17 protein-coding genes are annotated in these 25,416 nt (G+C 60.4%); 6 read left to right on the forward strand and 11 right to left on the reverse strand.

Annotated features, from left to right (window positions below; genetic code table 11):
* Positions 1–47 precede the first annotated feature (47 nt).
* From ACRB8A_RS19425 to ACRB8A_RS19470, 10 genes are all read right to left on the reverse strand, one after another.
* On the reverse strand, positions 48–2,084 hold the full coding sequence (locus ACRB8A_RS19425; protein ID WP_432246191.1) for a beta-galactosidase: 2,037 nt from the start codon (positions 2,082–2,084) through the stop codon (positions 48–50).
* Between the two features lie 353 nt (positions 2,085–2,437).
* Positions 2,438–3,583 (reverse strand): serine hydrolase domain-containing protein, encoded by a 1,146-nt coding sequence (locus tag ACRB8A_RS19430; protein WP_432246192.1) that lies wholly within the window; start codon positions 3,581–3,583, stop codon positions 2,438–2,440.
* 483 nt (positions 3,584–4,066) lie between these two features.
* Positions 4,067–4,741, reverse strand: a complete 675-nt coding sequence (locus ACRB8A_RS19435; RefSeq protein ID WP_432246193.1) for an SDR family NAD(P)-dependent oxidoreductase — start codon at positions 4,739–4,741, stop codon at positions 4,067–4,069.
* On the reverse strand, positions 4,738–5,775 hold the full coding sequence (locus ACRB8A_RS19440; protein ID WP_432246194.1) for a zinc-dependent alcohol dehydrogenase: 1,038 nt from the start codon (positions 5,773–5,775) through the stop codon (positions 4,738–4,740). The genes ACRB8A_RS19435 and ACRB8A_RS19440 overlap by 4 nt, the downstream gene beginning before the upstream one ends.
* Positions 5,775–6,632 (reverse strand): fumarylacetoacetate hydrolase family protein, encoded by an 858-nt coding sequence (locus ACRB8A_RS19445; protein WP_432246195.1) that lies wholly within the window; start codon positions 6,630–6,632, stop codon positions 5,775–5,777. Before ACRB8A_RS19445 ends, ACRB8A_RS19440 begins: the two co-directional genes overlap by 1 nt.
* Positions 6,629–7,543: an SMP-30/gluconolactonase/LRE family protein gene (locus ACRB8A_RS19450; RefSeq protein ID WP_432246196.1), complete on the reverse strand. Its 915-nt coding sequence runs from the start codon at positions 7,541–7,543 to the stop codon at positions 6,629–6,631. Before ACRB8A_RS19450 ends, ACRB8A_RS19445 begins: the two co-directional genes overlap by 4 nt.
* Positions 7,536–10,415: an FAD-binding and (Fe-S)-binding domain-containing protein gene (locus tag ACRB8A_RS19455; RefSeq protein WP_432246197.1), complete on the reverse strand. Its 2,880-nt coding sequence runs from the start codon at positions 10,413–10,415 to the stop codon at positions 7,536–7,538. Before ACRB8A_RS19455 ends, ACRB8A_RS19450 begins: the two co-directional genes overlap by 8 nt.
* Positions 10,402–12,129 carry an IlvD/Edd family dehydratase gene (locus tag ACRB8A_RS19460; RefSeq protein WP_432246198.1) on the reverse strand — a complete coding sequence of 576 codons (1,728 nt, stop codon included), beginning with the start codon at positions 12,127–12,129 and terminating at the stop codon, positions 10,402–10,404. Before ACRB8A_RS19460 ends, ACRB8A_RS19455 begins: the two co-directional genes overlap by 14 nt.
* A gap of 40 nt (positions 12,130–12,169) precedes the next feature.
* Positions 12,170–13,198 (reverse strand): family 43 glycosylhydrolase, encoded by a 1,029-nt coding sequence (locus ACRB8A_RS19465; RefSeq protein ID WP_432246199.1) that lies wholly within the window; start codon positions 13,196–13,198, stop codon positions 12,170–12,172.
* Positions 13,199–13,415: 217 nt separating this feature from the next.
* Positions 13,416–15,827, reverse strand: coding sequence for a glycoside hydrolase family 3 N-terminal domain-containing protein (locus ACRB8A_RS19470; RefSeq protein ID WP_432246200.1), 2,412 nt, complete (start codon positions 15,825–15,827; stop codon positions 13,416–13,418).
* A gap of 369 nt (positions 15,828–16,196) precedes the next feature.
* On the opposite strand from ACRB8A_RS19470, the gene ACRB8A_RS19475 reads away from it, so the two are divergent.
* Both ACRB8A_RS19475 and ACRB8A_RS19480 read left to right on the forward strand, forming a co-directional pair.
* Positions 16,197–18,047 (forward strand): PKD domain-containing protein, encoded by a 1,851-nt coding sequence (locus ACRB8A_RS19475; protein ID WP_432246201.1) that lies wholly within the window; start codon positions 16,197–16,199, stop codon positions 18,045–18,047.
* Positions 18,048–18,161: 114 nt separating this feature from the next.
* Positions 18,162–19,232, forward strand: a complete 1,071-nt coding sequence (locus tag ACRB8A_RS19480) for a LacI family DNA-binding transcriptional regulator (protein WP_432246202.1) — start codon at positions 18,162–18,164, stop codon at positions 19,230–19,232.
* A gap of 14 nt (positions 19,233–19,246) precedes the next feature.
* On the opposite strand, the gene ACRB8A_RS19485 is transcribed toward ACRB8A_RS19480, so the two are convergent.
* Entirely contained in the window at positions 19,247–20,338 is a 1,092-nt protein-coding gene (locus ACRB8A_RS19485) for a LacI family DNA-binding transcriptional regulator (protein ID WP_432246203.1), read from the reverse strand.
* 492 nt (positions 20,339–20,830) lie between these two features.
* On the opposite strand from ACRB8A_RS19485, the gene ACRB8A_RS19490 reads away from it, so the two are divergent.
* The 4 genes from ACRB8A_RS19490 (at position 20,831) to ACRB8A_RS19505 (ending at position 25,389) form a co-directional block, all read left to right on the forward strand.
* Entirely contained in the window at positions 20,831–22,063 is a 1,233-nt protein-coding gene (locus tag ACRB8A_RS19490; RefSeq protein WP_432246204.1) for an MFS transporter, read from the forward strand.
* Positions 22,064–22,360: 297 nt separating this feature from the next.
* Positions 22,361–23,227, forward strand: coding sequence for a carbohydrate ABC transporter permease (locus ACRB8A_RS19495; RefSeq protein ID WP_432246205.1), 867 nt, complete (start codon positions 22,361–22,363; stop codon positions 23,225–23,227).
* Positions 23,224–24,048: a carbohydrate ABC transporter permease gene (locus ACRB8A_RS19500; protein WP_432246206.1), complete on the forward strand. Its 825-nt coding sequence runs from the start codon at positions 23,224–23,226 to the stop codon at positions 24,046–24,048. Before ACRB8A_RS19495 ends, ACRB8A_RS19500 begins: the two co-directional genes overlap by 4 nt.
* Before the next feature lie 75 nt (positions 24,049–24,123).
* Positions 24,124–25,389 (forward strand): ABC transporter substrate-binding protein, encoded by a 1,266-nt coding sequence (locus ACRB8A_RS19505; RefSeq protein WP_432246207.1) that lies wholly within the window; start codon positions 24,124–24,126, stop codon positions 25,387–25,389.
* Positions 25,390–25,416 lie beyond the last annotated feature (27 nt).

A 25,416-nucleotide genomic window follows, 5' to 3' on the forward strand; every position in this document is an offset into this window, starting at 1 on the left:
CCAACTGACGTCAGGAATTGTAGCCCGGGAGCGGATCTTGGCTTTGCTCAGCAGCTGTGGAACTCTGCCCTTGAGGTGACGCCGTCATTCGAGTTAGTAGTTATGGCGTTGGAAAATACCTGGTAACCGCCAAGCCGTACGATTTCACTCGGACCGATCTCAACTTCTCGTTCTTCTGCACGGTGGTTGATGAGAAATGTGATGTCACCACGCTGCACTGCTTCGACGCCATCCACAGGTGCGGCCAGGAGCGGGGTTACCTGCGATTCTCCTACCCACCTGGCAACGAGTTGGTCCATTAGCTCTGGAGAGGGCAGCGTTGCAACATACCATGCGGCGCCGTTGTTTTTCTCGCGCCTGGTAAGGGCTGGGCTGCTTACGGCATAACCATCCATAAAGCTGGCGATTACCTCGGCGTCTTCGTTCACGACAACGTCCTGCCATGTACTGGCGGTGCCTTTTACAAGCCCATCAATAGCAAGGGGTAGCCCTGGATTCACTGGCGCATACTCCTCGACGCGTACGCCGAGAATTGGCCGAAGGGGACCGAGATAACCGCCAAGCCATACATGTAAGTCTTCATTCACCACTCCGGAGAAACATCCCACAATGAGGACATTGCCGCCGTCAACCACCCGAGCCAGGTTTTCGGCGGTTCGTTCAGTCACAACATGCAGCATTGGGGCGACGACCATGGCGTACACAGATAAATCAGCACTTGCTGGCTGGAAGTCCACCGTGATGCCGGCCCGAAGGAAGGGCCGGTACCAAGCCAACAAATGATCTAGGTACGACACCGTCGAAGGCATCGCATCCTGCTCAACAGCCCGCCAGGAGTCCCAGTCCAGAATGAATGCAACATCCGCCTGAACGCGTAAGCCGGTCAGCTGGCCGAGATCCGCTAACTCGGACCCAAGGGAACAGACTTCTTTAAAGATGCGGCTTTCGGGTCCGGCATGAGGCACCATTGAGGAGTGGAACCTTTCGGCTCCGCCATATGACTGGCGCCACTGGAAGTGCAGAATCCCGTCTGCGCCGCGAGCCACCGCTTGGAGGGATTGCAACCGGTGAAGCCCCCGTGGTTTGGGAACATTTACGGAGCGCCACTGAACTGCGCTTGTTGCGCTTTCCATGACGATCCACGGCTTTCCTGCAGCCAGTGAGCGCATGAGGTCGCGCTGGGCAGCCAACCCCACGTAGGAGTCTTCATCGGCGGGATCAGGGTAAACATCGTCACTGATGAAATCCAGGTGTTGGACCCAAGACCAGTAGTCGGCACTCTTGAACATTCCCATAAAGTTGGTTGTAACCGGTATGTCCGGGGTGATCCGACGCACGATGCTCAGCTCAGCCAAGTAGAGGTGGAGCAGTGCATCCGAGCTGAATCGGTCGAAGTCCAACATCTGTGTTGGGTTAGGGAACGTCGGCGTCGCCCGGGGAACACTGACCTCTTCAAAAGACTGGTACTCCTGAGCCCAGAACGCCGTGCACCATGCATCGTTGAGCGCCGCCACGGTGCCGTACTTCTGCTGAAGCCACGCCCGGAACGCAGTGGTGGACTCTGTGTCATAACTCTTTGGCACATGGCAGCCGTATTCGTTTCCGATGTGCCACGCGCAAAGCGCTGGATGCCCGGCGTAGCGTTCCACTATTTTCTCGACCAACCTGAGGGCGTGCGTTCGAAAGGCAGAGGAGGAGGGGCTGTAATGCTGGCGTGAGCCGGGTCCAAGCCGGGTTCCTTCTGCCGTCTCCGGAAGTGAGTCAGGATGAAGGGTTGCCATCCATGGTGGCGGGGATGCTGTGGCGGTTGCAAGCATGACCTGAATGCCGCCTTTGTGAAGGCGATCAAGGATGTCGTCAAGCCATTTAAAGCAGTATTCGCCGGGGCGCGGTTCGAGGCGGGCCCAAGAAAACACGCCCACGGTTGCGACGGTTACCCCGGCCCGGCGCATTAACTGGACATCTTCATCCCAAATTTGCGGGGACCACTGCTCTGGGTTGTAGTCGCCTCCGAACTCAATGCGTTGCAAGAAAGGGGGGCGCGGTGTTTCGAGCATCCGCTCGGACTCGATATTCGTACTCAAACTAGTCTCCTGTGGTTAGATCATCGGAATGGCGCTGGTATCGGCCCACGATGACGTACGGAGCGAGCTACAGGACTCCGTCCGACCTAACGCTTAGCGGGGCACACCTGGACTTGTGCAACGTTGTCCGCACCGGGCTTAGACAAGGGTAGTGACGCCGTCAACAGAAGGACGCGCCTTGGAGGGGCTTCTGGCGGTTATGGGCAACTCCGAACCCTGTCCGGAACCTCGAGGATGTCGCGGATGGGGAATGATGGCATGGTGGGCTCCCCAGTTCAGCGGGATAACGCAACGAATCCCTTGTTCGAGACTGAAGAAGAGGCCCAAGAACGCGGGCGCAAGGCTCGGGGGAGTTAGCTCTTCCCCATTGCGCAGTCTCGGGCTAGGCGGGCAAGTTCTATCGACCTGTAATCGGCCCCGCCGGGGTACTGCATTGGCGCTGGAATGTAACCAAAGGACATCTCCGTCTCAGGGTCAGCAAATGCAAGGGCGCCCCCTGCTCCGTCATGTCCGAAGGCTCGGTACCCTGCAAATGGCATGCGGGGATGGGGCAGCATAAAGATGATCCCGAACGCGTTCTGTACGTGAAGGACCCTGTCCCTTCCCCAGGAGTGAAGTTGTGACATGTGCGCGAATGTCTCTGGGCGCGCGATTGGTTTGCTCGATCCTGGTAGGGCGTCAGAGAAGAGGCGCGCGAGGCCCCGTGCAGATCCCACTCCACCAACTGCAGAGGCGCCGGCCCGGCGCATTCTGACGTTATTTGCCCCCCGTGCTTCCGGCGTCTTTTCAGATCCACTGCCAAAGTCCCGGAACGCAAGGGCGGATATTCCATCCGCCGGCGGTTCAGTTGAGGCTTCCAGCAGCTGCGCCGTTGTTAGTTTTGCCTCACCTATGGGCACATACCTGTTATCCGATTTTTCGGGGAGACCCAGGTAGAAATCTGCGTCGCGAGGTGCCCGTATTTCGAGTTCATAGATGTCTTGCAGAGTTGTATCTGTTATTCGTCTGACCAGTTCCTCCATGAGAATCCCAATCGTTAAAGCATGGTAGCCAAAGGCTTGGCCGGGGACCCATAAAGGGGTTTGTTGGGCAAGGGCGGCGGCACCAGTTTCAGACTTGAGAAAAAGATCGAGTTCGACGTCTCCCTCAATTCCGGGTAGGCCTGCTTGGTGGGAGAGTAGCTGGCGGACAGTGATGCCTGATTTGCCTGCTGCTGAAAACTCGGGCCAATAGCGTGTAACTGCCGCGTCCAGTTCCAAACGTCCGTCGTCAATTAGTGTTGCGATGACCAGCGCTGCGACGCCTTTTGATACGGAAAAGACACCCGTTACCGACTCCCGTGTCAGTTCCGGTCCGCCCGCTATGTCCACGACAGGTCGGCCACGCCACCAAACCGCCAGCTGGCCACTGTAATTTTCGTCGTTTAGATATTGCTCAAACCTTCGGCGAACAGCGGCAAAGCGCGTGTCCGTCTGACCTTCAGTAAGTATGGCTTTCATGGAAGTTGTCTCCTAGGGGCAACTAGCTGCGGTGTTTATGTGTTGGCGGTGGCCTGAGTACAGCCCCGCCCGCAATGTTTGGTGGCTCTATTGCTGGCAGCCTCGACGCGGCACCCTTGAATGGGACGATCGCTTTCTTTGCAACCGGCCCGAATCAGCCACGGTTGTTCCGGATTCATCCATGAATGCAACGCTGAGGTGTTCGTGACCTGCAATTGGCGCCCACGGAAGCAGCAGTGGTTCTCCTGTACCAGGGGGTTGGCCTGGCCGTCTGTTAGAAGGTTTGGTCAGCGGTGACGGACATTTGACATTTATCCGCCCTAGAGAAGGGAATCATGACTTGCTCCAATGGCAGGAAGGGATGAGGTCAGGCAACGGATCCGGGGGCTGCTTCCAGAACCACATCTTCCCTGGACGTGCCTGCCGATCCGCTCGATTGGAGCTCGTAATGCACCTGCTTCACCAGAGCAGGACTTCAATGCATTAGTATGTGGCTCGTCCGCCGCTGATGTCGTAGACCGCCCCGGTTGAGAAGCTGACCTTGTCCGATGAGAGCCACGCGACTAGTTCGGCTACTTCCGCTGCCGTGCCGATTCTCTTCATGGGGATGAGGCTGGTGATGTGGGCCAGGACGTCGGGTGATGTGTTGTCGTTCATGGGTGTGGCAATCACAGCGGGTGCGATGGCGTTGACCAGGACCCCGGTGGTCGCCAGTTCTTTTCCTGAGGACTTGGTGAGGGCAATGACGGCGGCTTTTGATGCGGAGTAGATCGACAGGTTGGGGTTTCCGTCTTTTCCGGCCATGCTGGCGAAGTTCACTACGCGTCCCCACCCGCGGTCGACCATGCCGGGCACAAAGGCGCGCATGGTTGCTACGACGCCGAGGACGTTGACGTCGAAGACGCTGCGCCATTCTTCGGAGGTCGTCGTCACCAAGGGTGTGCCGGGGCCGACGATGCCGGCGGAGTTGATCAGGATGTCGACTGGGCCGATGGCTGCGGCGGCCTCGGCGAGACTGTTCTCGTTGGTGATGTCGACGACGACGTCCACGTCACCGGCGATGTCGAGGGTAATGACGCGAATTCCATCGGTTCGTAGGCGTTCTGCTACTGCGGCGCCAAGGCCTCTGGCGCCACCGGTGACTAGTGCTGTTTTCATGGTTTCTCCTGGATAAGACGGGGATCGACGTGGACTTTCGGGCCGGGGCCGGCATTCTGGCCTCGATATCCCTCGAGCCGGCTGGGGACATCTTCGAGCGCTATCACTTCGCTGACTATGGCGTCGGGGACTACGGCTCCACTCGCAAAACCTGCAATTGCTCCGGAGAGGCCGGGGGAGGCCGAAAGAATTCCCACGGCTGTGATGTCCTTCAGTGCGATCTCGCGGGTGTCGACGTGGCTGGGGCTTGAGGACAAGCCGATGTAGACCGCTCGTCCGGCTGGTTTTGTGAGGCGAACGGAGAGAGCCGGCATGTCAGCGTTACTCGTCGCCTCGATGACGGCGTCGAATTCGGCGGAGCGTCCGTCGTTGAGGTCGTCGAGCTGCCATGTGTGCTGCACGCCCAGTGAACGGGCAAGAGCCAGTGAGCCTTCGCGTACGCCGCCAACATGGACCTCCACGCCGTCCGCGAGTGCAAACTGTGCGGCCAGGAGCCCGATAGTGCCCGATCCGAGGATGAGGACTTTTTGCCCTGGAAGCAGATTTGCGGCGCGCACGGCGCGGAGGGAGTTGCCGGCGGGCTCGACGAGGGCGGCGGAGGTGAGGCTGACGTTCTCCGGGATCTCGTACGCGAATTTGCTGGGGACAAGCATGCGCTCCGCAAGCGCCCCATCCCAACCGTCGCGGATCCCTATCTCGAAGCGGTGGGGGCAGACGTGGTGATGCCCTGCGTGGCAGTATTCGCACTGCCCGCAACCGAGCATGGTGTCGCCGGTGACCCGTTTGCCAATCCAGCTCTCATCTTCCGGTGAGCCTGCCGCCACAACCCGGCCGGTCCATTCGTGGCCGAGCCGCAAGGGAAAGGTGGTGAAGCCCTGGTCGATGTAGGCCATCTCGCCCGTGTAGAGCTCGACGTCGGTGCCGCAGATACCGACGCGTTCGACATCAACGAGTAATTGGCCGGGTGCTGCGACGGGGTCGGGAACGTCCTGTACCTGGGCCTGGCGGGGCCCGGTGACGACAAGTGCGCGCATCAGTTGCCGATCACATGCTGCGTCTGGGTTCCTAGCCGGGTGATGCCGAGCGTCATCGTTTCGCCGCCGTGCAGGAAGACCTGCGGTGACATTCCCATGCCCACGCCGGGGGGTGTTCCCGTGTTGATAAGGTCGCCGGGCTCGAGCGCCAGGAACTGGCTGAGGTAGTGGACGATGAAGGCCGGACTGAAGATCATCGTTGAAGTCGAGCCGGTCTGGCGTCGCACGCCGTCGATGTCGAGCCACATGTCCAGATTCAGTACGTCCCCGATCTCGTCGGGTGTCACGAGGTAGGGCCCTGCGGGGTTGAAGGTCGGCGCTGATTTGCCTTTGGACCACTGGCCGTTTCGTTCCAGCTGCCATCCCCGCTCGCTGACGTCGTTAACCAGGACGTAGCCGGCAATGGCAGCGGCGGCTTCTGACTCGTCCGCGAGGTAGGAGGCGCGCTGTCCGATGACGATGCCGAGTTCGACCTCCCAATCGGTCTTCTCCGAGTTGCGCGGGATGAGCACATCGTCGTTGGGGCCGATGAGCGTGTTGGGCGATTTTGTGAAGAGGATGGGCTCGGTCGGTACGGCCTGCCCGGTCTCCGCGGCGTGGTCGCTGTAGTTCAGGCCGATGCAGAGAATCTGGTGGGGCCGGGCAATGGGCGCACCCAGCCGGCGGCCGTCGAGCGCCTCACCCCGCCCGTCTGCGATTCGCTCAGCGACAATGTCGGGAAGGGTTGCGATCGCACCTGATGCGAAAAATGCCTCGTTGAAGTCGCTGACGATATCTGAGAGGTCGATGAAGGTGTTGTCGTCGATCAGTGCACCGGGGGTTTCGGAGCCAGCGGCTCCAACTCGTACGAGTCTCATGTGGTTTCTTTTCTCCAATAGGGGATGGTTGTGCTGCCTGCCCACCGGTGTGGTGGCAGGCCTGAAACTCCGACGTCGGCGAGGAAGATGGCTCCTGCCTGGTCGGTGAGGGTGTCAAGCCCTTCCTGGGCAGTCGCGACGGCCAGGGTGGTGAGGTTTTGTCCGATGAATCCGGGGCATGAGGCCTGTGCGGCGTCTACTTCCACGACTGCAAGCAGTTCACCGGTGGGGGCGTGCCGCCGAACACTCGCTCCGCCCCACTGCGCCACCCAGAGCGCGCCCTCGGCATCTACCGTGAGCCCGTCCGGGTAAGCGGGCAGGCCGTCGAGGACAATAACCCAGGGTTCTTCCGGGTTGAAGGGGGCCGGGCTGTAGGAGTGCCGTGAAACCGTGCCCGCGAACGTGTCGACGTGGTAGATCGTGGCGCCGTCGGGCGAGAAGGCGACACCGTTGGAAAGCCCGATGCCGTCGCGCAACGTATCGACCCGGCCATCCGGCCATACGCGAAGCAGGACCTCTTCGTCGGTGCGCTCGGTCAGCGAGAGCGTGCCGACGACGAATGCGCCGTGAGGATCCACTGTCCCGTCGTTGAAGCGCACATCGGTCCGCTCGCCCAGCAGGTCGGGTCCAAGTGACCGGTCGCCTGTAGGTGAGACCGTCGCGAGGCCACGGGCGGCGGCTACCAGGAGTCCGCCGTCTTCCGCCAACGCGACCGCTCCGGCGGTTTCACCAATGCTGACCTCGTGGATGTTGGTGATGCGCCCGCTATCAAGTTCGCCGGAAAGTACGCGGCCCTTCCAGATGTCCACCCACCTGATGAGGTTGGCACGGTCGTCCCAGAGCACACCTTCGGCGAGATTGTAATCAGCTGGCGTTGCAGCGGTCGCTGCCAGAAGTTTAATTTCACTCATGGTTTCCTTCTCGTGATCGCGAATCTGCAGCCCGGTCCAGTACCTCGAGAACGTGGACGTACGGTTGGCCGGTAGCCCGCGTCATGCCGATCTCGCACGTGCGGTTGCACGAGACGTAGGCGTCGAATTCGCCGGATACGATCTCGTCCGACTCGCGCTCGGTGGCGCTGGCGGTGAGTTCGGGATGCAACATGCCCCGGTCGCCGGCGAAGGCGCAACATCCCCAGCTGTCCGGAACTGTAACTTCCGATGCCACGGCCGCGGCAAGTTTCGCGAGGTTGGTGTTGGAGCCGGCCCGTGTGCTGGAGCAGGTCGGGTGCACGGCGACGCTGTTGACCAGGGTGCTGATCTCAAGGCGGGGCAGGATGTGCTCGGCGGCGAAATCTACGGCATCGATTATGCGCATCGCCTGGTAATCCGGGTTTTTCTCGACTGCCTTTTCGAGCGCGAGCACGAGGCCCTCCGAGCAGGATGAGTTGTCGCAGACGACGGGCAGCCGGCCGTGAGCGGAGGCCTCCCATAAGGAGGCGGCGGTCCGTTCAACCATGCTGTGATATCCGCTGAGGATTCCTTTGGATTTCCAGGGGGTGCCGCAGCACATGCTGCCGATCCCAGCCGGCCGTATAAGCCCGATACCGGCCTTGTCTGCGAGGGATTCGAAGGCAGCAGCGACGCCCTCGCCTCCTTCGGCCGGGCCGAACATGGTTCCCACGCAGGCTTGGAAATAGACGGCGTCCACGTTCTTGTCCGCTCCTGAGCGCCGTTTGCCTCCGCCTTTTGGCAGGTCTTTGGACCAGAGCGGAAGCGTGTCCGCGCCGAGCAGGGCCCTGGCGGCCGAGTTTGGACCGGTAATGATTGCAGGCGGCACAGCTGCGGCGACGGTGAGGGCGGCGGAGGCGGCCTGGGTCACGGGTTTCCATGCCTTGCCCGCGGCGGTCCATACAGCTGCCTCGACCGCGCCGACCTTTTCGGACCTAAGCCGTCGTACAAGGTCGCCTGTATTGATCAGTACCGGACATGCCGTCTGGCACATTCCGTCGACGGCGCAGGTGTCGACGACCTTGTACTCCTGCTCGCGGCGCAGCTCCTTGGCGAGGCCTGTGTCACCGCGTAATTCCGCGTCGGCGATCGCGCGCTGAACGACGATGCGCTGGCGGGGTGTGGTCGTGAGGTCCTTGCTGGGGCAGACCGGCTCGCAGTAGCCACACTCGACACACCGGTCGACTTCGGCTTCGACAGTGGGTGTGGACTTGAGGTCTTTAAGGTGCAGGTCTGGGTCGGTGGTGAGGACGGCGTCGGGATTGAGGATGCCTGCCGGGTCGAAGGCCTTCTTGATGTCCAGCATGATGCCGTAGAGCACAGGGCCATACTGGCGCGCGACGAACGGAGCCATGATCCGCCCCGTGCCGTGTTCGGCTTTGAGGGTGCCGCCGGCGCCGAGCACAAGCTCGACCATGTCTTCGGTGAACGCCGCGTACCGGGCGAGATTGGATTCTTCATCGAAGTTTTCGTTGATGAGGAAATGCACGTTGCCATCTTTGGCGTGGCCGAAGATGACGGCGTCGTCATAGCCGTGGATCTTGAACAGGGCGGTCAGGCCCTCGCAGGTCTGTGACAGGGCCGCGACCGGCACGGCAATGTCTTCAAGGAGGGCTGTCGTGCCGGACGGACGGGAGCCGGCAATTGTTGCGTAAAGCCCCTTGCGGATGCGCCAGAGGGAGGCGCGGGCCAATGCGTCCTGAGACAGGACGGGCGGAATTGTGAGCGGCAGGCGGGCGAAGAGTTCCTTTGCCCGGTGGCTGAGCGCCGCGAGCTCAGACGCGGTCTGTGCCTGGTACTCCACGAGCAGCGCACAGTGGTTGACAGGCGCGAACTGGGGGAGCGCGGCGCGGGACGTTGGATCAATGCGGGCCGCGCGCAGCGATGCAGCGTCCATGAGCTCAATGGTTGCCGGTCCGGTGGCGATGATGTCCACGAGCGCGTCGGTAGCGGCGCGGAGAGTGTCGAACACGAGCAGGGTTGTGGCCCCGAACTTGTGCAGCGGCACGGTGTTGAAGGAGGCTTCGGCGACGAAGCCAAGTGTGCCCTCGCTGCCAACCATGAGGTGGGCGAGGATCTGCACAGCCGTGTCGTGGTCGACGAGCGAGTTCAGCCCGTATCCCATGGTGTTCTTGATGCTGTATTGACGTGCAATTTCAGTGCCGAGCTCCGGTTCGGCGAGAATCTGCTCCCGCAGTGCCATCAGCGCGTGCCAGAGCCCAGGTTCGGTGGCGCGAAGCCTCTCGTCAGCGTCTTCGGCGCCGGTGTCGACAATGCTGCCGCTCGGTAGGACGATGATCGCTGAGCGCAGTGTCTGGTAGGTATTCTGGCGTGTTCCGCAGGCCATGCCGGAGGAGTTGTTGGCAACAACGCCGCCGATGGTGCAGGCGATCTCGCTGGCAGGGTCGGGCCCGAGTTTGCGGCCGTGGCGCAGGAGCCGGGCATTGACCTGGCGGACCGTCGCGCCGGGGCCCACCCGGGCGATGAGCCCATCATTTTCGATAGTGATGGAGCGGAAGAATTTGCGGGTATCGACGAGGATGTTGCCGGTTGAGGCCTGCCCCGACAGGCTTGTGCCACCGGACCGGAACGTCAGAGCTTCACCGCCGGATGTCGCGTAGGCGAACAGTGACGCGACTTCCCCGGCGTTCTTGGGGGTCACGACTGCACGCGGAGTCAGCAGGTAGTGGGATGCGTCGACGGCGGCAATGACCCGGTCGAAGGGGCTTGTTGTGACGGCTCCCTCGCGGGGGAGGGCAGCGCTGAGCCGGTTGCCCAGCCCGGTTTCCGGTCCGGTGAGAGCGGAGCGGGAGGCCAGGTTAGTGGCTTTCACGGCCCACCGCTTCCCCGCTGGAACCCACGAGGAAATCCAGGTCGGCGCCTTGGTCGGCCTGCATGACGTGGTCGACGTAGAGTTTCGCCCAGCCACGAGCGGGTGCGGCGTAGCCGGCCTCGCTGGCGGGGCTTTGAGTGCGGGCGTGCAGCTCCTCATCAGAAACATCCATGGTGAGGGTGCGGTTCTCGACGTCGAGGGTGATGATGTCCCCTGTGCGGACCAACGCGAGCGGCCCGCCTGCAGCGGCTTCAGGTGCGACGTGCAGGATGACGGTGCCGTAGGCGGTGCCACTCATCCGGGCATCGCTGATGCGCACCATGTCGCGGACGCCTTGTTCGAGGAGTTTGCGGGGGAGTGGCATGTTGCCTACTTCGGGGAACCCGGGGTAACCGCGCGGTCCGCATCCACGCAGGACGAGGACGGAGTCCGCGGTGACGTCCAGGTCCGGGTCATCGATGCGTGCTCGCAGGTCCTCGATGCTGTCGAAGACGACGGCGGGGCCGGTGTGCTGCAGCAGCTCGGCTGTTGCGGCGGCGGGTTTGATGATGGCTCCGCGTGGAGCGAGATTGCCACGCAGTACCGCTATGCCCGCATCCTTCATCAGCGGGGCCTCTCGGGGGTAGATGACAGTTTCGTCGTGGACCGGCTGGTCAACGAGATATTCAACGAGCGGGGTGCCGGTAACGGTGATGGGTTCGGGATACAGCAGGTCCTTGATCTGGGACAGGAGGGCAAGGACGCCGCCGGCGCGGTACAGGTCGTCCATGAGGAACGCGCCCGAGGGCTGCAGGTTTGCCATCACAGGGACCCCCGCACCGGCGGCATCGAAGTCCTCGAGGGTCAGGTCAATCCCGAGGCGCCCGGCGATGGCGAGCAAGTGCACGACGGAGTTGGTTGATCCGCCCACGGCGGCGACCGCGATGATGGCGTTGAGGAATGAGTCCCTGGTCATGACGTCGCTGGGGCGGCGGCCCTGCGCGACCATGTCAACGATGAGCCGGCCGGTGTCGTGAGACATCGAGAGCAGGCGGGCATCCGGCGCCGGGATTCCAGCGAAACCGGGAATTGTCATCCCGAGTGCTTCGGCGACCACCGCCATGGTCGAGGCGGTTCCCATCGTGTTGCAGTGGCCCTTGCTGCGGATCATCGATTGCTCGGACTTGATGAACTGGCTGTTGGTGATCGTGCCGGCCCTGGCTTCTTCACTCAGGCGCCAGACGTCGGTGCCGCAGCCCAGGGCCTTGCCGCGGAAGTGGCCGGTCAGCATCGGTCCGCCGGGTACGACGATCGCGGGGATGTTGACCGATGCTGCAGCCATGAGCAGCGCCGGGATGGTTTTGTCGCATCCGCCCAGCAGCACGAGCCCGTCGATGGGGTTGGCGCGGAACATTTCCTCCATCGCCATGGCGGCCATGTTCCGCCAGAGCATGGCGGTGGGCTTGACCTGGGTTTCACCGAGGGAGACGACGGGCAGATTGAGCGGGACTCCGCCTGCCGCCCAGACGCCCTGCTTGACTGAGTCGGCGACTTCGTTGAGGTGCATGTTGCAGGGAGTCAGGTCCGAAGCTGTGTTCGCGATCGCAATCTGGGGCTTCGTTGACTCAAGGGCGTCCTCGGGAAGCCCTCGGCGCATCCAAGCCCGATGGATGTACGCATTCCGGTCCGAACCGGCGTACCAGTCCGCGCTCCTTAAATGATCCACAATGTCCATTTCCTTTTTTGTTCTCGGTCCCTGGGGTTGGCTGATGGCTTCACGGCCGCCATGCGTCCTGCCAGTCGATGACCGGCATGCCGTTTTCGAAACGGATTTCCAGCCAAACGTGGCGGGCCCGTGAGGTGTCCGGGGCGTTGGCCTCGATGAAGGAGTCGAGTTCATAATCACGGTCGCCTCCCGTGAACTGTGCTTCGGTGGCCTGCCAACCGCGCCGGATCATGTCATCCGAGACATCGGGAAGCCATCGATCAGCAAGGGCGATGTGGCGGCCATCTTCAAGGGTCAGGACGGATGAGATTTGGGAGTGGAAGGACGTACCGGTCGCATCGTTAGGGTGAGGGTCCCCGAGCACGGTCCAAGGGCCGTGAAAATCATCCGCAACGGCCACCTCCGAACGGTTGGGAAAATACCAACTCGTACCTGACGTGATCAGGTAATGACGGCCCTCGTGACGAAAATATGCGGGTGCTTCACGAACGAGTGGCGGGTGTGGGTGGGGAAAATGCGTGGAGTACGTGCCCGTGACGTCAGTTAGGTCCTCACTGAGATCCGCACAGATGAGGTCAGAGTGGACACGCTCGAAGTAGTAGTAACCACGCCCCGACTCTGGGTCGACCACGATGTCAAAATCGCCGGCACTCATACCCAAAGGTTCAAACCCGGCCCGCGCCAACCGGTATGGCCCTTCGAACCCATCGGCTTCGTACACCCAGGAGCGCTGCACGCCATCATCGTGCATAACCTTTAACCAGCAAACGAACTTCCCGGTGGAGGGATGACGCACAATATGCGGGCGGTCCGTCATCGTTGCAGGGTAAAGAGGAGATTCTGGATCATCCGGTTCCGCCGGCAGGATGCTGCCAAGGTCGGTCCAGGTCAGCAGGTCTTGTGACCGATAAGCCCGGACCCCGCTGTGCCATCTGCCGGTAGCCGGTGTCGACTGGGACTTGTCTTCTCCGTACCAGTAGTACTCACCGTCCATCGCGAGGACGGACCCACCGTGGATGTGGATTCTTTTTCCTTCGGCGTCGTTCATAATCTCACCGGGACGAATCAGATCGGTCATCTATATCTCTCTCTTTTTCCTGCTGCATTGCAGTATTTCCTGTTGATCGCGGCAGTTGGTCGGCGCCTTGTGCGGCTCTCGGCTTGCCACGTTTGTGCAAAATCAGTGGTCCCCCCGCCGGGCAGTGTTCCGGCGGTCCTGCGAGCTGGTGACCGGTTAGGGCGGTGAGAGAGCTAGGACATGCGTCCGCTTGCTCAACTGCCAGCTACTGCTCGTGTCATTCGGCGTAGAAGCCGCGGGTTTTTCCGTCGATCAACGCATCTGATACGACCGACACTGTGTCGGTTAGCCGCAGGTCGTTGGAGGAACTTCCCACCATGATGTCCACTTCGCCGGCTTCCACACGCCAACGCATCTCGGCATCGAGGAACGCCAGTTGGCTGATGTCGAGGTTAAACTCGACCTGCTTCGACTGCCCCGCGAGCAGATCGAGCCGGCGGAAGCCCGCAAGCTCAAGAACTGGCCGCGAGACTGAAGCGATTTTGTCACTGACATAGAGCTGGACGATTTCGGTCCCTTGCCGGGTGCCGGTATTCGTGACCTTGAGGGAGATGACCAGCGTGTCGCCGGCGTCTACCTGGTGTCCCGAAAGGACCAGGTCCGAGTACTCGAACGTTGTGTAGGACAGACCATGACCAAAGAAGTACCGGGGCGTGTGAGGTGCATCGACGTAATCGGGAAATCCGATACTTTCACCTTGATGCCAGGCGGAGCCGTGCGGGTGATTGTGGTAAATCGGGACCTGACCGGCGTTGCGCGCGATGCTGACGGGCAGCCTGCCGCTGGGATTGTGGGCGCCCGTGAGAACATCGACGATCGCTTCGGCTCCGCCCTCGGCTGGACTCCACGCTTCCAGTAGCGCGTTCAGGTGTGTGTCCGCGGCGTCGCTGGACACCGGCCGACCGTCCAAGTGAACGCCAATTATCGGCTTGCCCAACTCGGCTAGCTTCGCGATGAGCTTGTCCTGACAGGACGGCAGGTTGATGTTCGTTGCATCAATTCCCTCTCCCATCGAAGCGATGGAAGCGGTGCCGTGCTTGCCTCCCAAGGTCACGAGCACGATATCGGCCCTTTTGGCGAGGGCGATGGCCTCCTCGTGTCCGGATTCGTCGTCGCCGGCAATTGGGTAGCCATAAGCCCACTCAACCTCCGTTTCGGGCATTCGGATGCGGAGCTCTTCGAGAAGGCTGCGGATGCCGGGTTGCTGCTGTTGCAGCAGTTCCTCAAAGACAGGACCCTCTGACGCCTCTATCGTTGTGCCCAAAACTGTGTCGGTGACGGCCCTCAAATCGTCGCTGCGTGTCGCCAGGCCAGCCATCGAGGAATTGACGGCCAGCTTTCCCTCCGCCATGGAGTAGTGCGTATAGCCGCCGAAAAAATACCTTGCACTCGCCGCGTGGCAGCCGATGACGGCAAGTGTGCGTACGTCAGTCCGCAACGGCAGTGCACCGTCGTTGCGCAGAAGCACCACCGACTCCCGGGACGATTGCACCGCGATGGCCCTGTCGGCCGAGGACTGGAATGAAGTGTCCCGGTCAGAAGGATCCGGAGCGAAGGGATGCTCGAACAGACCCATGCGGAATTTAGCAGTCAGCACATGGCGAACGGCCTGGTCGAGGAGCTCAACGTCAGCACGCCCTTCGGCAAACCAATCCCGCAGTTCAGGGCCAAAACCTTGGGGCACGTGCAGCTCAACATCCATCCCCGCGCCCAGGGCAGCCAAGCCAGCGTGTGCAGGGCTCTGAGCGACGTGCTGAACAGTGTGCAGGTTGCCCACTGCACCGTAATCGGAGACAACCAGCCCGTCGAATCCCATTTGTTCACGCAACAACACCTTGAGCAGCCGAACAGAAGCCGATACGGGCTCCCCGCCCACCGAGTTGTACGAAGGCATCACGCCGCGCAGTGCGGCAAGGGTAATTGCGGCCTGGAACGGCTTGCCATACACCTCAACCAGCAGCCGGTCCGGGATGTTGCAATGGGCTCCATGAATACCGCCTTCGGTATGGTGCGATCCAATGAAGTGCTTAGCAACTGCCTCCGTGCGCCGGCCGAATTCGTCTTCGGTCTGAAGCCCAAGTGTGTTGGCGACCCCGAGGGCAGCGGCAAGAGTGGGGTCTTCACCATATGTTTCACCCTGTCGGCCCATGCGCGGGTCCCTGGAGACGTCAAGGACTGGAGCCAGCGTGTGGGTGATGCCCAATGCCCGTTCCTGCCGGCCCACTATGCGACCTACTTCACGCTCGAGCTTTACGTCCCAACTGGCCGCGCGGCCAAGGCCCGAGGGGAAGCTCGTTGCTCCGGGAAGGTACGCCCCACATAGCCCTTCCATATGAAAAATCGCAGGGATTCCCCAGCGGGACCCTTCCATTGCTTCCAGCTGTACTTTGCGCTGGAAAGCTGTGACCTCGTCCAGAGTGAGGGCGGAGCGGGCTTCAAGACACGAAACTTCCCCGATTCCGTTCGGAAAACGTTCTCTGAAGTCCGATGTCTGCGTTATATCGGTAGGGAAGTAGCACGAAATCTGGGCCATCTTCTCATCGAGGCTCAGCTCCCCGGTAAGGAGTCCAGCCCGTTCCCCAGGAGCCAGCAGCGTGTTCATCCATGGATCTATCGTTGGGGCGCTCATGGGTATTCCTCGTTCCACCAGTCGTTGACCCGGCCGAGGTAGCTTCCGGGCCGGACAGCGGGCAAGACCGCCGCGCCGGACGACAGGGCGCCGGACTTCGAAACCTCGCACGAGATGTTGCGTGCAACGTTATACGTCACCTTAGCCGGTGCAGCGGTGCAGCGGCAAGAGGGCATTGAGATATCCCTTAGAAGGGGGCGACCGGAAGCCGTGGCGCTTTGGGGCGAACATCTTTGGCGGGTCGCCTCCAAAGTATTGACCGAATTTCCTGCCTGCCTGTAACCTCACTGAAACGTTCCATGGAGAACGTTCTCTAAAGCGCCGATGTTGACGTGGTTCCTCTTCGCGGCGCTCAAATCGAGGAGGATCATGAATATCCACAAATCGAAACTTCGCCGCGGCAGCACCGGCGTCCTCGCGTTGACGCTACTCGTCGGGCCGGGACTCACCGCCGCAGTTCCCGCTTCAGCGGACTCGTCAACTTGCTCATCGCTTGCAGGCGCAATGCAAGTCACCGCCGAATGCCTGGACCCTACGTACACAAAACCTGTCATTGACGGCGCCACGGACGAGTCGGTACCTGTGCCGCACCACCGTATACGAGGACACTTCGAGGGCACTAACATTCAGTTCAATATCTATTTCCATGCGCAGCAGGACAAAGCGCAGTGGCAGGGGAGGTTCTTCCAGTACACCTACCCAGCCGCATTTACGCCCGACCAAGACACTTCGAGAGCCGATGACCGCGCCATTGGGTTCGCCCTCGCCAGCGGCGGTTACGCCGTCCAGGCGGGGAACCCGTCCTTCTCTCTCGGGTACCGTCATACGGCGGCGGCCGCGAAGTTCGCCGAATCGCTTGCTGCCCAGTATTACGGTCGCGATCGATCCATCTCGGGGTACCTCTATGGTCCCAGTGGAGGCTCGTTCCAGACTATTGGAGCCGCCGAGAACACCAGCGGCGTCTGGCAGGGTTTCGTGCCAATGGTGCAGGCAGTTCCCCAGCCCACCAGTTACAACTTCCTCGGACGGTCTGCCGCGGAGCTCATCCTCGGGGATAAAGCAGACCGGATCCGGGCAGCACTGCTGCCTGGTGGCAACGGTGACCCGTACAGCGGGCTCGATGCAGCCGAGGCGGCGATGCTGAAAGAATTTCAAGCGCTTGGCATTCCCTGGAAGGGCTGGGAATGGCCCGACTACCTACTTGGCCGCTCCGAGCAGTACCCCAACGGCCTGGGCTCCAGCGCACCGCTCTCGTACGACCCCACCTACGCGGACGACTTCTGGAACGTAGATGGCTACCTCGGGAAAGAGGATTCCCCCCTGGGGGAACGAGTGCGCGCCGAACTGGCCAAGGCAGGCGACACCGTGTCGAACCGCTGGAATATCGCCAACAGATTTTACTACCGCTATCAAATCCCTCCCGCAACTGACGGCTGGATCGGACTTGACCAGTTCCGCAAGGCCGACGGAACTCCCCTCTACCCGCAACGGCCTGTCCGCGTTCCACAATCCGGCGCCGTTTCCGGGAACGCCAAGTTCAACGGCTCGGTCAAAGGTAAAGTCATAGCGGTCTCCAACCTGTACGACACGGATGCTTTGCCGTGGCACACCGACTGGTACCGCCAACGCATCACAGCCGCATTGGGGAATGCCACAGACAACACTTACCGCGTGTACTTCAATGACCACGCGGACCACCAGGACGCTCCGGTGACCGGCGAACGGGCTAAACACCTGGTCAACTGGTACGGCATGGCCGAGCAGGCCCTACGGGACGTCGCGGCATGGGCCGAATCGGGCGTAACACCACCTGCATCTACTCACTACAAGATCACAGATGCGCAGGTCGTCGTGCCGGACAACGCAGCAGCACGCGGCGGAATTCAGCCTACTGTTGACGTCAGCATCCAAGGAAAGGACGCAACAACCGTCAAAGCGGGCCAGACCGTCACCTTCCAAGCCAAGGCACAGGTACCACCCAGGGCAGGACAAATCGTCAAAGCTGAATGGGACCTGGACGGCGACGGCACCTACACTGATGCCCCACTCACCCGGACAGGGAACACGATTACGTTGAGAACGACAGCGACCTTCGACAGGCCCGGAACTTACCTTGTCGCACTTCGCGTGTCCTCCGAACGTAACGGAGACCCAGCTGCCCGGTTCGCACTGGCACAAAACCTGGACAGGGTCAAAGTAGTCGTCACACCCGCCGCCTGAAACCTCAGGGGGTAGCGGAATCACGAGGGTCGCCGCCAACCTGCGGCGCCTCGTGATTCCGCAGGGCTGGAGTTATACAGGCGTACCCTTGGACCGGAAAGACAAGGGGGACGAATGAGCGGTACTAAAGGTACAGGCGGACGCCGTATTACCATCGTCGATGTTGCCAGGCATGCAGGAGTATCCACAGCCTCCGCATCCAAAGTGCTTCGTAACGCCTACGGTGCAAGCCAGTCAATGCGGGATAAGGTGCAGGCCTCAATCGAGACGCTGGGCTACCGGCCATACGCTCCCGCGCGGGGGATGCGCGGGCGTACATTCACCATAGGCGTCGTCCTCTCTGACTTGGATAACCCATTTTTCAGTCTCATTATCGAGGGCCTGTCACGCGCGGTCCGTTCAAGATCTTACGAACTCTTTATCTCGCCCAGCGGCTACGAAGGTTCCCCGCAACAGATGGGGATCGAAGCGATGATTGACCACCAAGTGGACGGTCTCGTGCTCGTTGCACCGCTCGTAACCCCCGCCCACCTTGAGGTCATTGCGACCCAGATACCGCTCCTGGTTATTGGAAATCACAGCCGCAGCCAGGTCTTTGACAGCGTTGCCGCAGACGACCACCGCGGGGCACAACTTGCGGTAGACCATCTGGTGACGTTGCAACACCGGCGGATCGCATACGTTATGCGTGCAGGAGATCTAAGCGACGAGACGAGACCTGAGTCACGCCGCTTGACCGGCTTCAAGCACGCCATGCAAAAGCATGGGCTGTCCAGTGACTCGATGGTGCTGTTCGCTTCGTGGAACCTCGAAGGCGGCCGGGAGGCGGCCCGGCATGTAGATAGCCTGGCGTCCCCGCCGACGGCAGTCTTCGCCGGAGCAGACGTTGTCGCACTGGGAATGATCAATGACCTATGGGACCGCGGCTTATCCGTCCCGAGAACGTATTCATTGGTCGGTTACGATAACTCGCGGTCAGCTTCCCTGGGCCCCATTTCGCTGACTTCGGTTGATCAGTCTGGTGTCCGTATGGGCGAAAGAGCAGGGGAACTGCTGATCGAGCGTATTGAAGGTAGAAACCGGGCCAGCCATGAAACGTTCGAACCTCGGATGGTGAAACGAAACTCCACGGCTGCGCCAGCTCAACTCATCAAGTATGAGCTGACACCCGCAACGAAACTCTAACGTTCCGGCAGGTCCTACTGCCGATGAACCGAACGATTTCTGCTACCGCTGCTCTGGCCTTCACTGGCCGGCGGTCCACTTGTGCGGCGCGTAACCAGTTGGGGTGCCAGGACATAGTGCGCCGGCTGGGCACGGCCTTCGATGCGTTCCAGAAGAAGCCGGGCACTGTTTGCCCCGGTAAGTTGACCCGACTGATCCACCGTTGTCAGCGCAACTCTTCCGATCGCTGAGACATAGATGTTGTCGTACCCCACGACCGTAAGGTCTTCGGGAACTCTGAGCCCATGTTCCTCAGCAGCACGCAGTACACCGAGAGCGGCTATATCTGCTCCAGCAAAGATGGCGGTGGGGCGATCTATAGCCGAAAACGCCTGCAGCGCTGCTATATAACCGCCCGCCTCAGAGTAGGAGGTCTCAACGACGGCAGGTGCCAGGCCGTGCCGCAACATCGCCTCTTCGTAACCGTAACGTCGAGCTGTATGCGAAAGCACAAAGGGTTCAAGGCCACCCGAAGGCATGCTCGTGTGCACGATGCGTTTGTGGCCTAGTTTGACAAGGTAATCAACCATCAGACGGGCGCCTTGGTACTCATCGTCGACGACCGTATCAAATGCGTTGGCTGTGCCATGACGGGCCACGACCACGGTAGGAATCTTGGCGCCCAATTCCTCTAGCCATTCTGCCTCCATCCAAGGCGCAACGACGATTAACCCGTCCACTTGGCGGTCCATCAACGCCTCAATACTTCGCTTCTGGCGTTCTGGCGGGATACCCCCGACAATGACCACCTCTTGATAAGGGGTCGTTTGCAGCGCTTCCGTTATCCCCAGCACCACTTCCGGCTGGAACGGAGATTCCATCTGAACGATCATCACGCCTATGGTGTAGGACTTACCACGCATAGCGCGGGCTCCGGCATGCGGCCGGTAGCCGAGCTTCTCGATGGCCGCAGTTACGCGCTCGCGCATCTGCGGGCTCACACCTGATGCGCCTCTGATTACTTTGGAGACAGCGGAGAAGGACACACCCGCTTCACTGGCCACATCCTGAAGAGTGGACCTGCGCGGTTTATTGCTGGTGGTAATGGCGCCTTTGGGTGTCACCACCGAGCCCCTCTCGTAGATCCTTCACTAAAGGCAAGTGTAACCACAGTGGGCAACGTTGCACTAGAAAGCCAGCAAATGGAGGTGGGGAGCGTATCGTTCCGGAGGACCCGGAGCGGCTCGAAAACTGGCCGAAGGGCTGGAAGGCACGTGTTGGGGCATGGTCGCCACCCCACTTCTTGACGTCGTCGGTCGGTACTCTCCGGTACTCTGGACAACGTTGCACCTATGGGCGGGCGACAATCTAGACATATCTTCGGCAGCATGGCCATCCATTCCGAGACGTATGCCCCTTTGCCCCTGGTGTTGATCCCGGGAGCAGGCCGACAAAGAGTCGACGCTCTGTGCGCGGCGACCGCAGGAACCCGGATAACCGGGCGGTCGGATTCCGAACAGGTCTGCGGGACGTGCATAAGGCCGATCAGCCCCAGAGATATGCCGGCCTGGGGATCTGGTCACGTCATGGCAGCAAGCCACAACCTTTAGAGGAAGACCATGTTTCCAGGGAAAGAGCCGGGTAAAGCCGGAGTACGCGAACCAACGACAAGTTCGGAGGCGAAATTTCCGCTCGGCGGGCTTCTTGCCCTGTCCGCGGCTATCTTCGTCTCAATGGCGACTGAGTTCCTGCCAGGAGGGCTCATCCCAAATATCGCTGCCGAATTTGGGCTTAGTCCCGGCGAGGTCGGCAACCTCATTACCGTGTTTGCCTTAACCGTAATCCTCACCGCCGCACCTTTTGCAGCGGTTACCCGGCGGCTACCCCGCAAGACCATGCTCCTGATCGCTTTCGGGCTTATCGGGCTTGGCAATCTGGGGATGGTGCTTGCGCCTTCGTTCGAGTCGATGCTTGCTGCGCGAGTCGTTGGGGCTTGTGCCCACGGTGCTTTTTGGTCAGTGGCCGCTGCTTACGCAGCCCATATAGTCCGGCCAGTGCATCTGGGAAAGGCGACAGCAGTCATTGCTGCCGGCGGATCTGTCGCGGGAGTTGTTGGATTGCCTCTAGGCAATGCACTCGGACAGGCATTTGGGTGGCGGGTATCATTCGCCGGGCTCGCAGGGCTGGTTGTGATTGTCTTCTTCCTGATTGCCTGGCAGTTGCCGGCGGCCCCAAGCCTTAATGCGAGGACTGGGTTGGCCACGAGCAGGGTCTACCGGGACCGGTCGTGGCCGGCCGTCATGATGATCTGCCTCATTATTGTCCTGGCTGTCGGGGCTCAAACAAGCTTCGGAACCTTCAATGTACTTTGGCTGTTGGATGTCGTTAGGATCGCTCCACCGGCAGTACCGGTCCTGCTGTTTGTTGGGGGCGTGGCGAGTGCCCTTGGGGTGGCACTGATCGGAGCTTTCTACAACAAAATGCCCGGGCGGCTGTTCCTTGGATCGATTGCGGTTCTCGTTGTGCTGCTATTTGCCTTGCCGACCATCGCCCACTCACAGCTCGCTGTATGGGTCGTATCAGCGGTAATGGCACTGGTCTTCGCGGGAGTACCTGTGATGCTGCAGATTCGCATGATGCTGACCGCTTCGGCTAATCTCCGCAACCTCGCAGCCGCTCTTCAGACCACCGCATTTAACGTCGGCATCGGCGGAGGGGCTCTTTTAGGCGGGATTGCCATCGACCGCACCTCCTTGGGTGCCATACCCACATGGGCCGGCATAGCCATGGGCCTGGCCTTTGCTACTGCGGCTTTCTGGGAGTTAGCCGTGCACAGGCGAAACCGGCAGTAGAGACAGTTGGGGCTCCCTTGCAAAGTCCCGGACTTCCCGCCGGCGCTGAGGATGTCTTGACGGCTGTGAAAGTCACACGAACAGGTCGTAAATCATTCTTTATCAAAGACTTGTGCCGTGAGCCACTTCACGTATATCGTTGCACGAAATAACTCACGTATAACGTTGCACGCACCCGTAGGCAGCGCATCAATTGGTCAAAGGAGTCCGATGTCCCTTCCCAGCGCATCGACCGGCATAGTCTCCGAGCCGGTACCGCCGCGAGAAGAACCCCGCCCTCGAAGTCGAAGAAGCGCCATGTCCGTCGGTCGCAGCCTGTGGTGGCTTGTCCTGCCCGGTGGGTTCGTGTTCGCATACGTCGTACTCCTGCCCACTGTGCAGGGTGCATACTATGCGTTCACCGACTGGAACCTTTTGACGCGCAACCCGGAATTTATCGGGTGGGACAATTTCGTCGACAACTTCCGCGGGGACGCCGGGCCGGCCGCTCTTCGTACCCTGTTCATTGCGCTCGTGGTTGTAGTCGCCCAGAACGCGTTGGGCCTCGCGCTCGCTCTGTTGTTGAATGGACGCATTCTCGGTAGGGGTGTGCTCCGGACGATTATTTTTGCACCTATGGTCATATCGGCACTCGTGGTCGGGTACCTGTTCAAGTACATTTTTGGAGCACCCGATCAGGGCGCGGTTAACACGGCGCTGAAAGCATTCGGTTTACCGCAGGTCGATTTTCTCGGCAACCCAACATGGGCCTTGTGGATCATCGTCGGCGCGATCATCTGGCAGTTTACCGGGTCTTCCATGGTCATCTACCTGGCGGGGCTTCAAGGTGTTCCCGCCGAACTCGAGGAAGCAGCTTCGCTTGACGGCGCGGGCTACTGGCAGAGATTTTGGTTCATTGTCCGGCCACTACTGGCTCCCGCCATCACCATCAATCTCATGCTGGGACTCATCGGCGGGCTAAAGATCTTCGATCAAATTTTCGCTATTACCGGCGGCGGGCCGGGGGGGCAGACAGAGACCATTACAACCCAGCTCTACCTCCTGTTTTCCAAATTCGGCTATTACGGCCGGGCTGCAGCTCTCGCCCTTGTACTGGCCGTCGCCATCGGAATCCTCTCTTACATCCAGTTCCGCGTTCTGCGCCGTCAGGAGCTTAAGTCATGAAATCACCACTGGCTCTCCGGGTGGGAGGGAACGTTCTTGCCTACGGGGCAACCATCGTTTTTCTGATCCCGGTGTACATCCTTATCAACCTGGCTATACGGCCTGTCGGGGATCTCACCCCGGCAATCCTCCCCAGCGCAAACCCTACGTTCGACCACTTCATCACGGCTTGGACAGCATCAAGGCTTCCGGCATCGATCATCACCAGTGTCGTTGTAACTACCCTTAGCTGCCTTGTGGTGCTCGTCTTCGCGACAATGGCTGCATACCCGTTGGCAAGGTCAACTGCCCGCCTGTCGACTGCGACTTTCTACCTGTTTATGATCGGGCTTTTGCTTCCTTTCCAGCTGGCACTACTGCCCCTTTACTTTCAAATGCGCGATCTGCATCTCTTGGGGACCGTATGGTCACTGGTTATCGTCTACACCGGCGTGCAGATGCCCTTCTCAGTCTTCCTGATTACGACCTTCCTCCGGGCAAGCATTCCCCTGGATTTTGAGGAAGCAGCCCGCATCGACGGTTGCAGTAATCTTCAGGCGTTTTGGCATGTTGTGGTGCCGCTCCTCCGGCCGGCGCTTGGTACGTGCGTCATTCTCAATGGCGTAGGAATCTGGAACGACTTTTTCACGCCCCTCATCTACCTCTCAGGCAGCAAGCAGATAACAGTACCCATGGCTCTGTACCAATTCGTCGGACAGTACGTGAGCAACTGGCCAGTCATTTTCGCTTCGCTGATCATTTCCATAACGCCAATCCTTGCCCTGTATCTGATTTTCCAGCGCTACGTGATCCAGGGCTTTGCGGGCGGGTTGAAAGGCTGATCCAGCCGCACACAAGTGTCCGTCCCCGACGGCAAATGCACTACATCCCCAACTACAGAGATAGGACCAAGATCGATGAAGATCCAGCATCGAGCCGTTGCCATAGGCGCCGTCGGCGCCATGGCTCTCGGGCTTGCCGCATGCAGCGGCGGAGACAGCACCAGCACAGGGACCACGGGTGAAATCACCGGCACAGTCACGGGTGTTTTCGACTCACAGTACAAGGGCGCCCTGGACCCGATTATTGAGGACTTCGAGAAAAAGTATCCAGATGTCCAAGTCGAGATTGACTACCAAGGCGGTGACTTGGGCCAGGTTGTGCTGACCCAGCTGCAGGCCGGAACCGCACCCGACGTCCTGCTCGCTTTCCCCGGCGGGAACCCCAACGACATTTCATCCAACGTGGTACCGCTCGCGAAATCAGGACTGATCGCGCCTTTCGAGGCCGATTGGAGCAGCAAGATTCCCGACATTTGGAAGTCGGATGTTTCCTTTGAGGACAAGCTTTATGCCTTCCCCGGAGCATTGCAGCCACTCTCTGCCATTTACAACCAAACAGCGCTCAACAAGCACGGTCTCAAGACTCCCACAACGCTCGATGAGGTCTACAAATTCTGTTCCGATGCGAAGGCTAAGGGGGTATATGCATACGCTCAAGGTCTTGGTGACACTGCAGCTGGCCCTCAGATGCTTTCCTTCGGCCAAACTGCGTCCCTGATCTACGGTGAAAACCCGAAGTGGGATGAAGGCCTCGCGAGCGGTAAGTCGTCTTACCCAGGGTCCGGTTGGCAAACCCAGCTGGAAATTTACAAGAAGATGTCAGATCAGGGCTGCTTTGGCGACGGCGCCTTGGGCCGTACCCGCCAGCAGGGGGCTGATGCCGTTGCTCAGGGACAGGCTCTGGGCATTGTCGACGTAGGTGCCGTCCTCGCCGGTATCCATGCCGCAGCGCCTAACGATGAATTCGTTGTTGCACCGATGCCAGCAACTAACGAAAGCGCTTCGGTTACGGCATTGCCCGGCTACGTGCTGGCTTTGAATGCCCAAGCGAAGAACCCTGCTGCAGCCGCGGCCTTCCTGGAATTCGCCGGTAGCCCGGAAGAAGCAGCAAAGTACGCAAAGGGCTTCGATTCGGTGCCCGTCGTACCCAATGAGGGCTTTGAGCCCTCGCCACAGCTCTCCGAGTTCAACAAACTGGTGCAGTCAGGAAAGACCGCCCGTATCGCGACCCTTCAGCCCGAAGTCCAAACGACCCTTAACACTGGAATTCAATCGATGCTGCTCGGCAAAGATACACCCGAGAGTCTCACGCAAAAGATGCAGGACGCCTACAAGAAGTAGCCCGACTCGCTCCGGGGCGTCGCCACA

Origin of the sequence: Arthrobacter sp. G.S.26, from assembly GCF_050847375.1 — a bacterium.
Classification (GTDB): Bacteria; Actinomycetota; Actinomycetes; order Actinomycetales; family Micrococcaceae; genus Arthrobacter.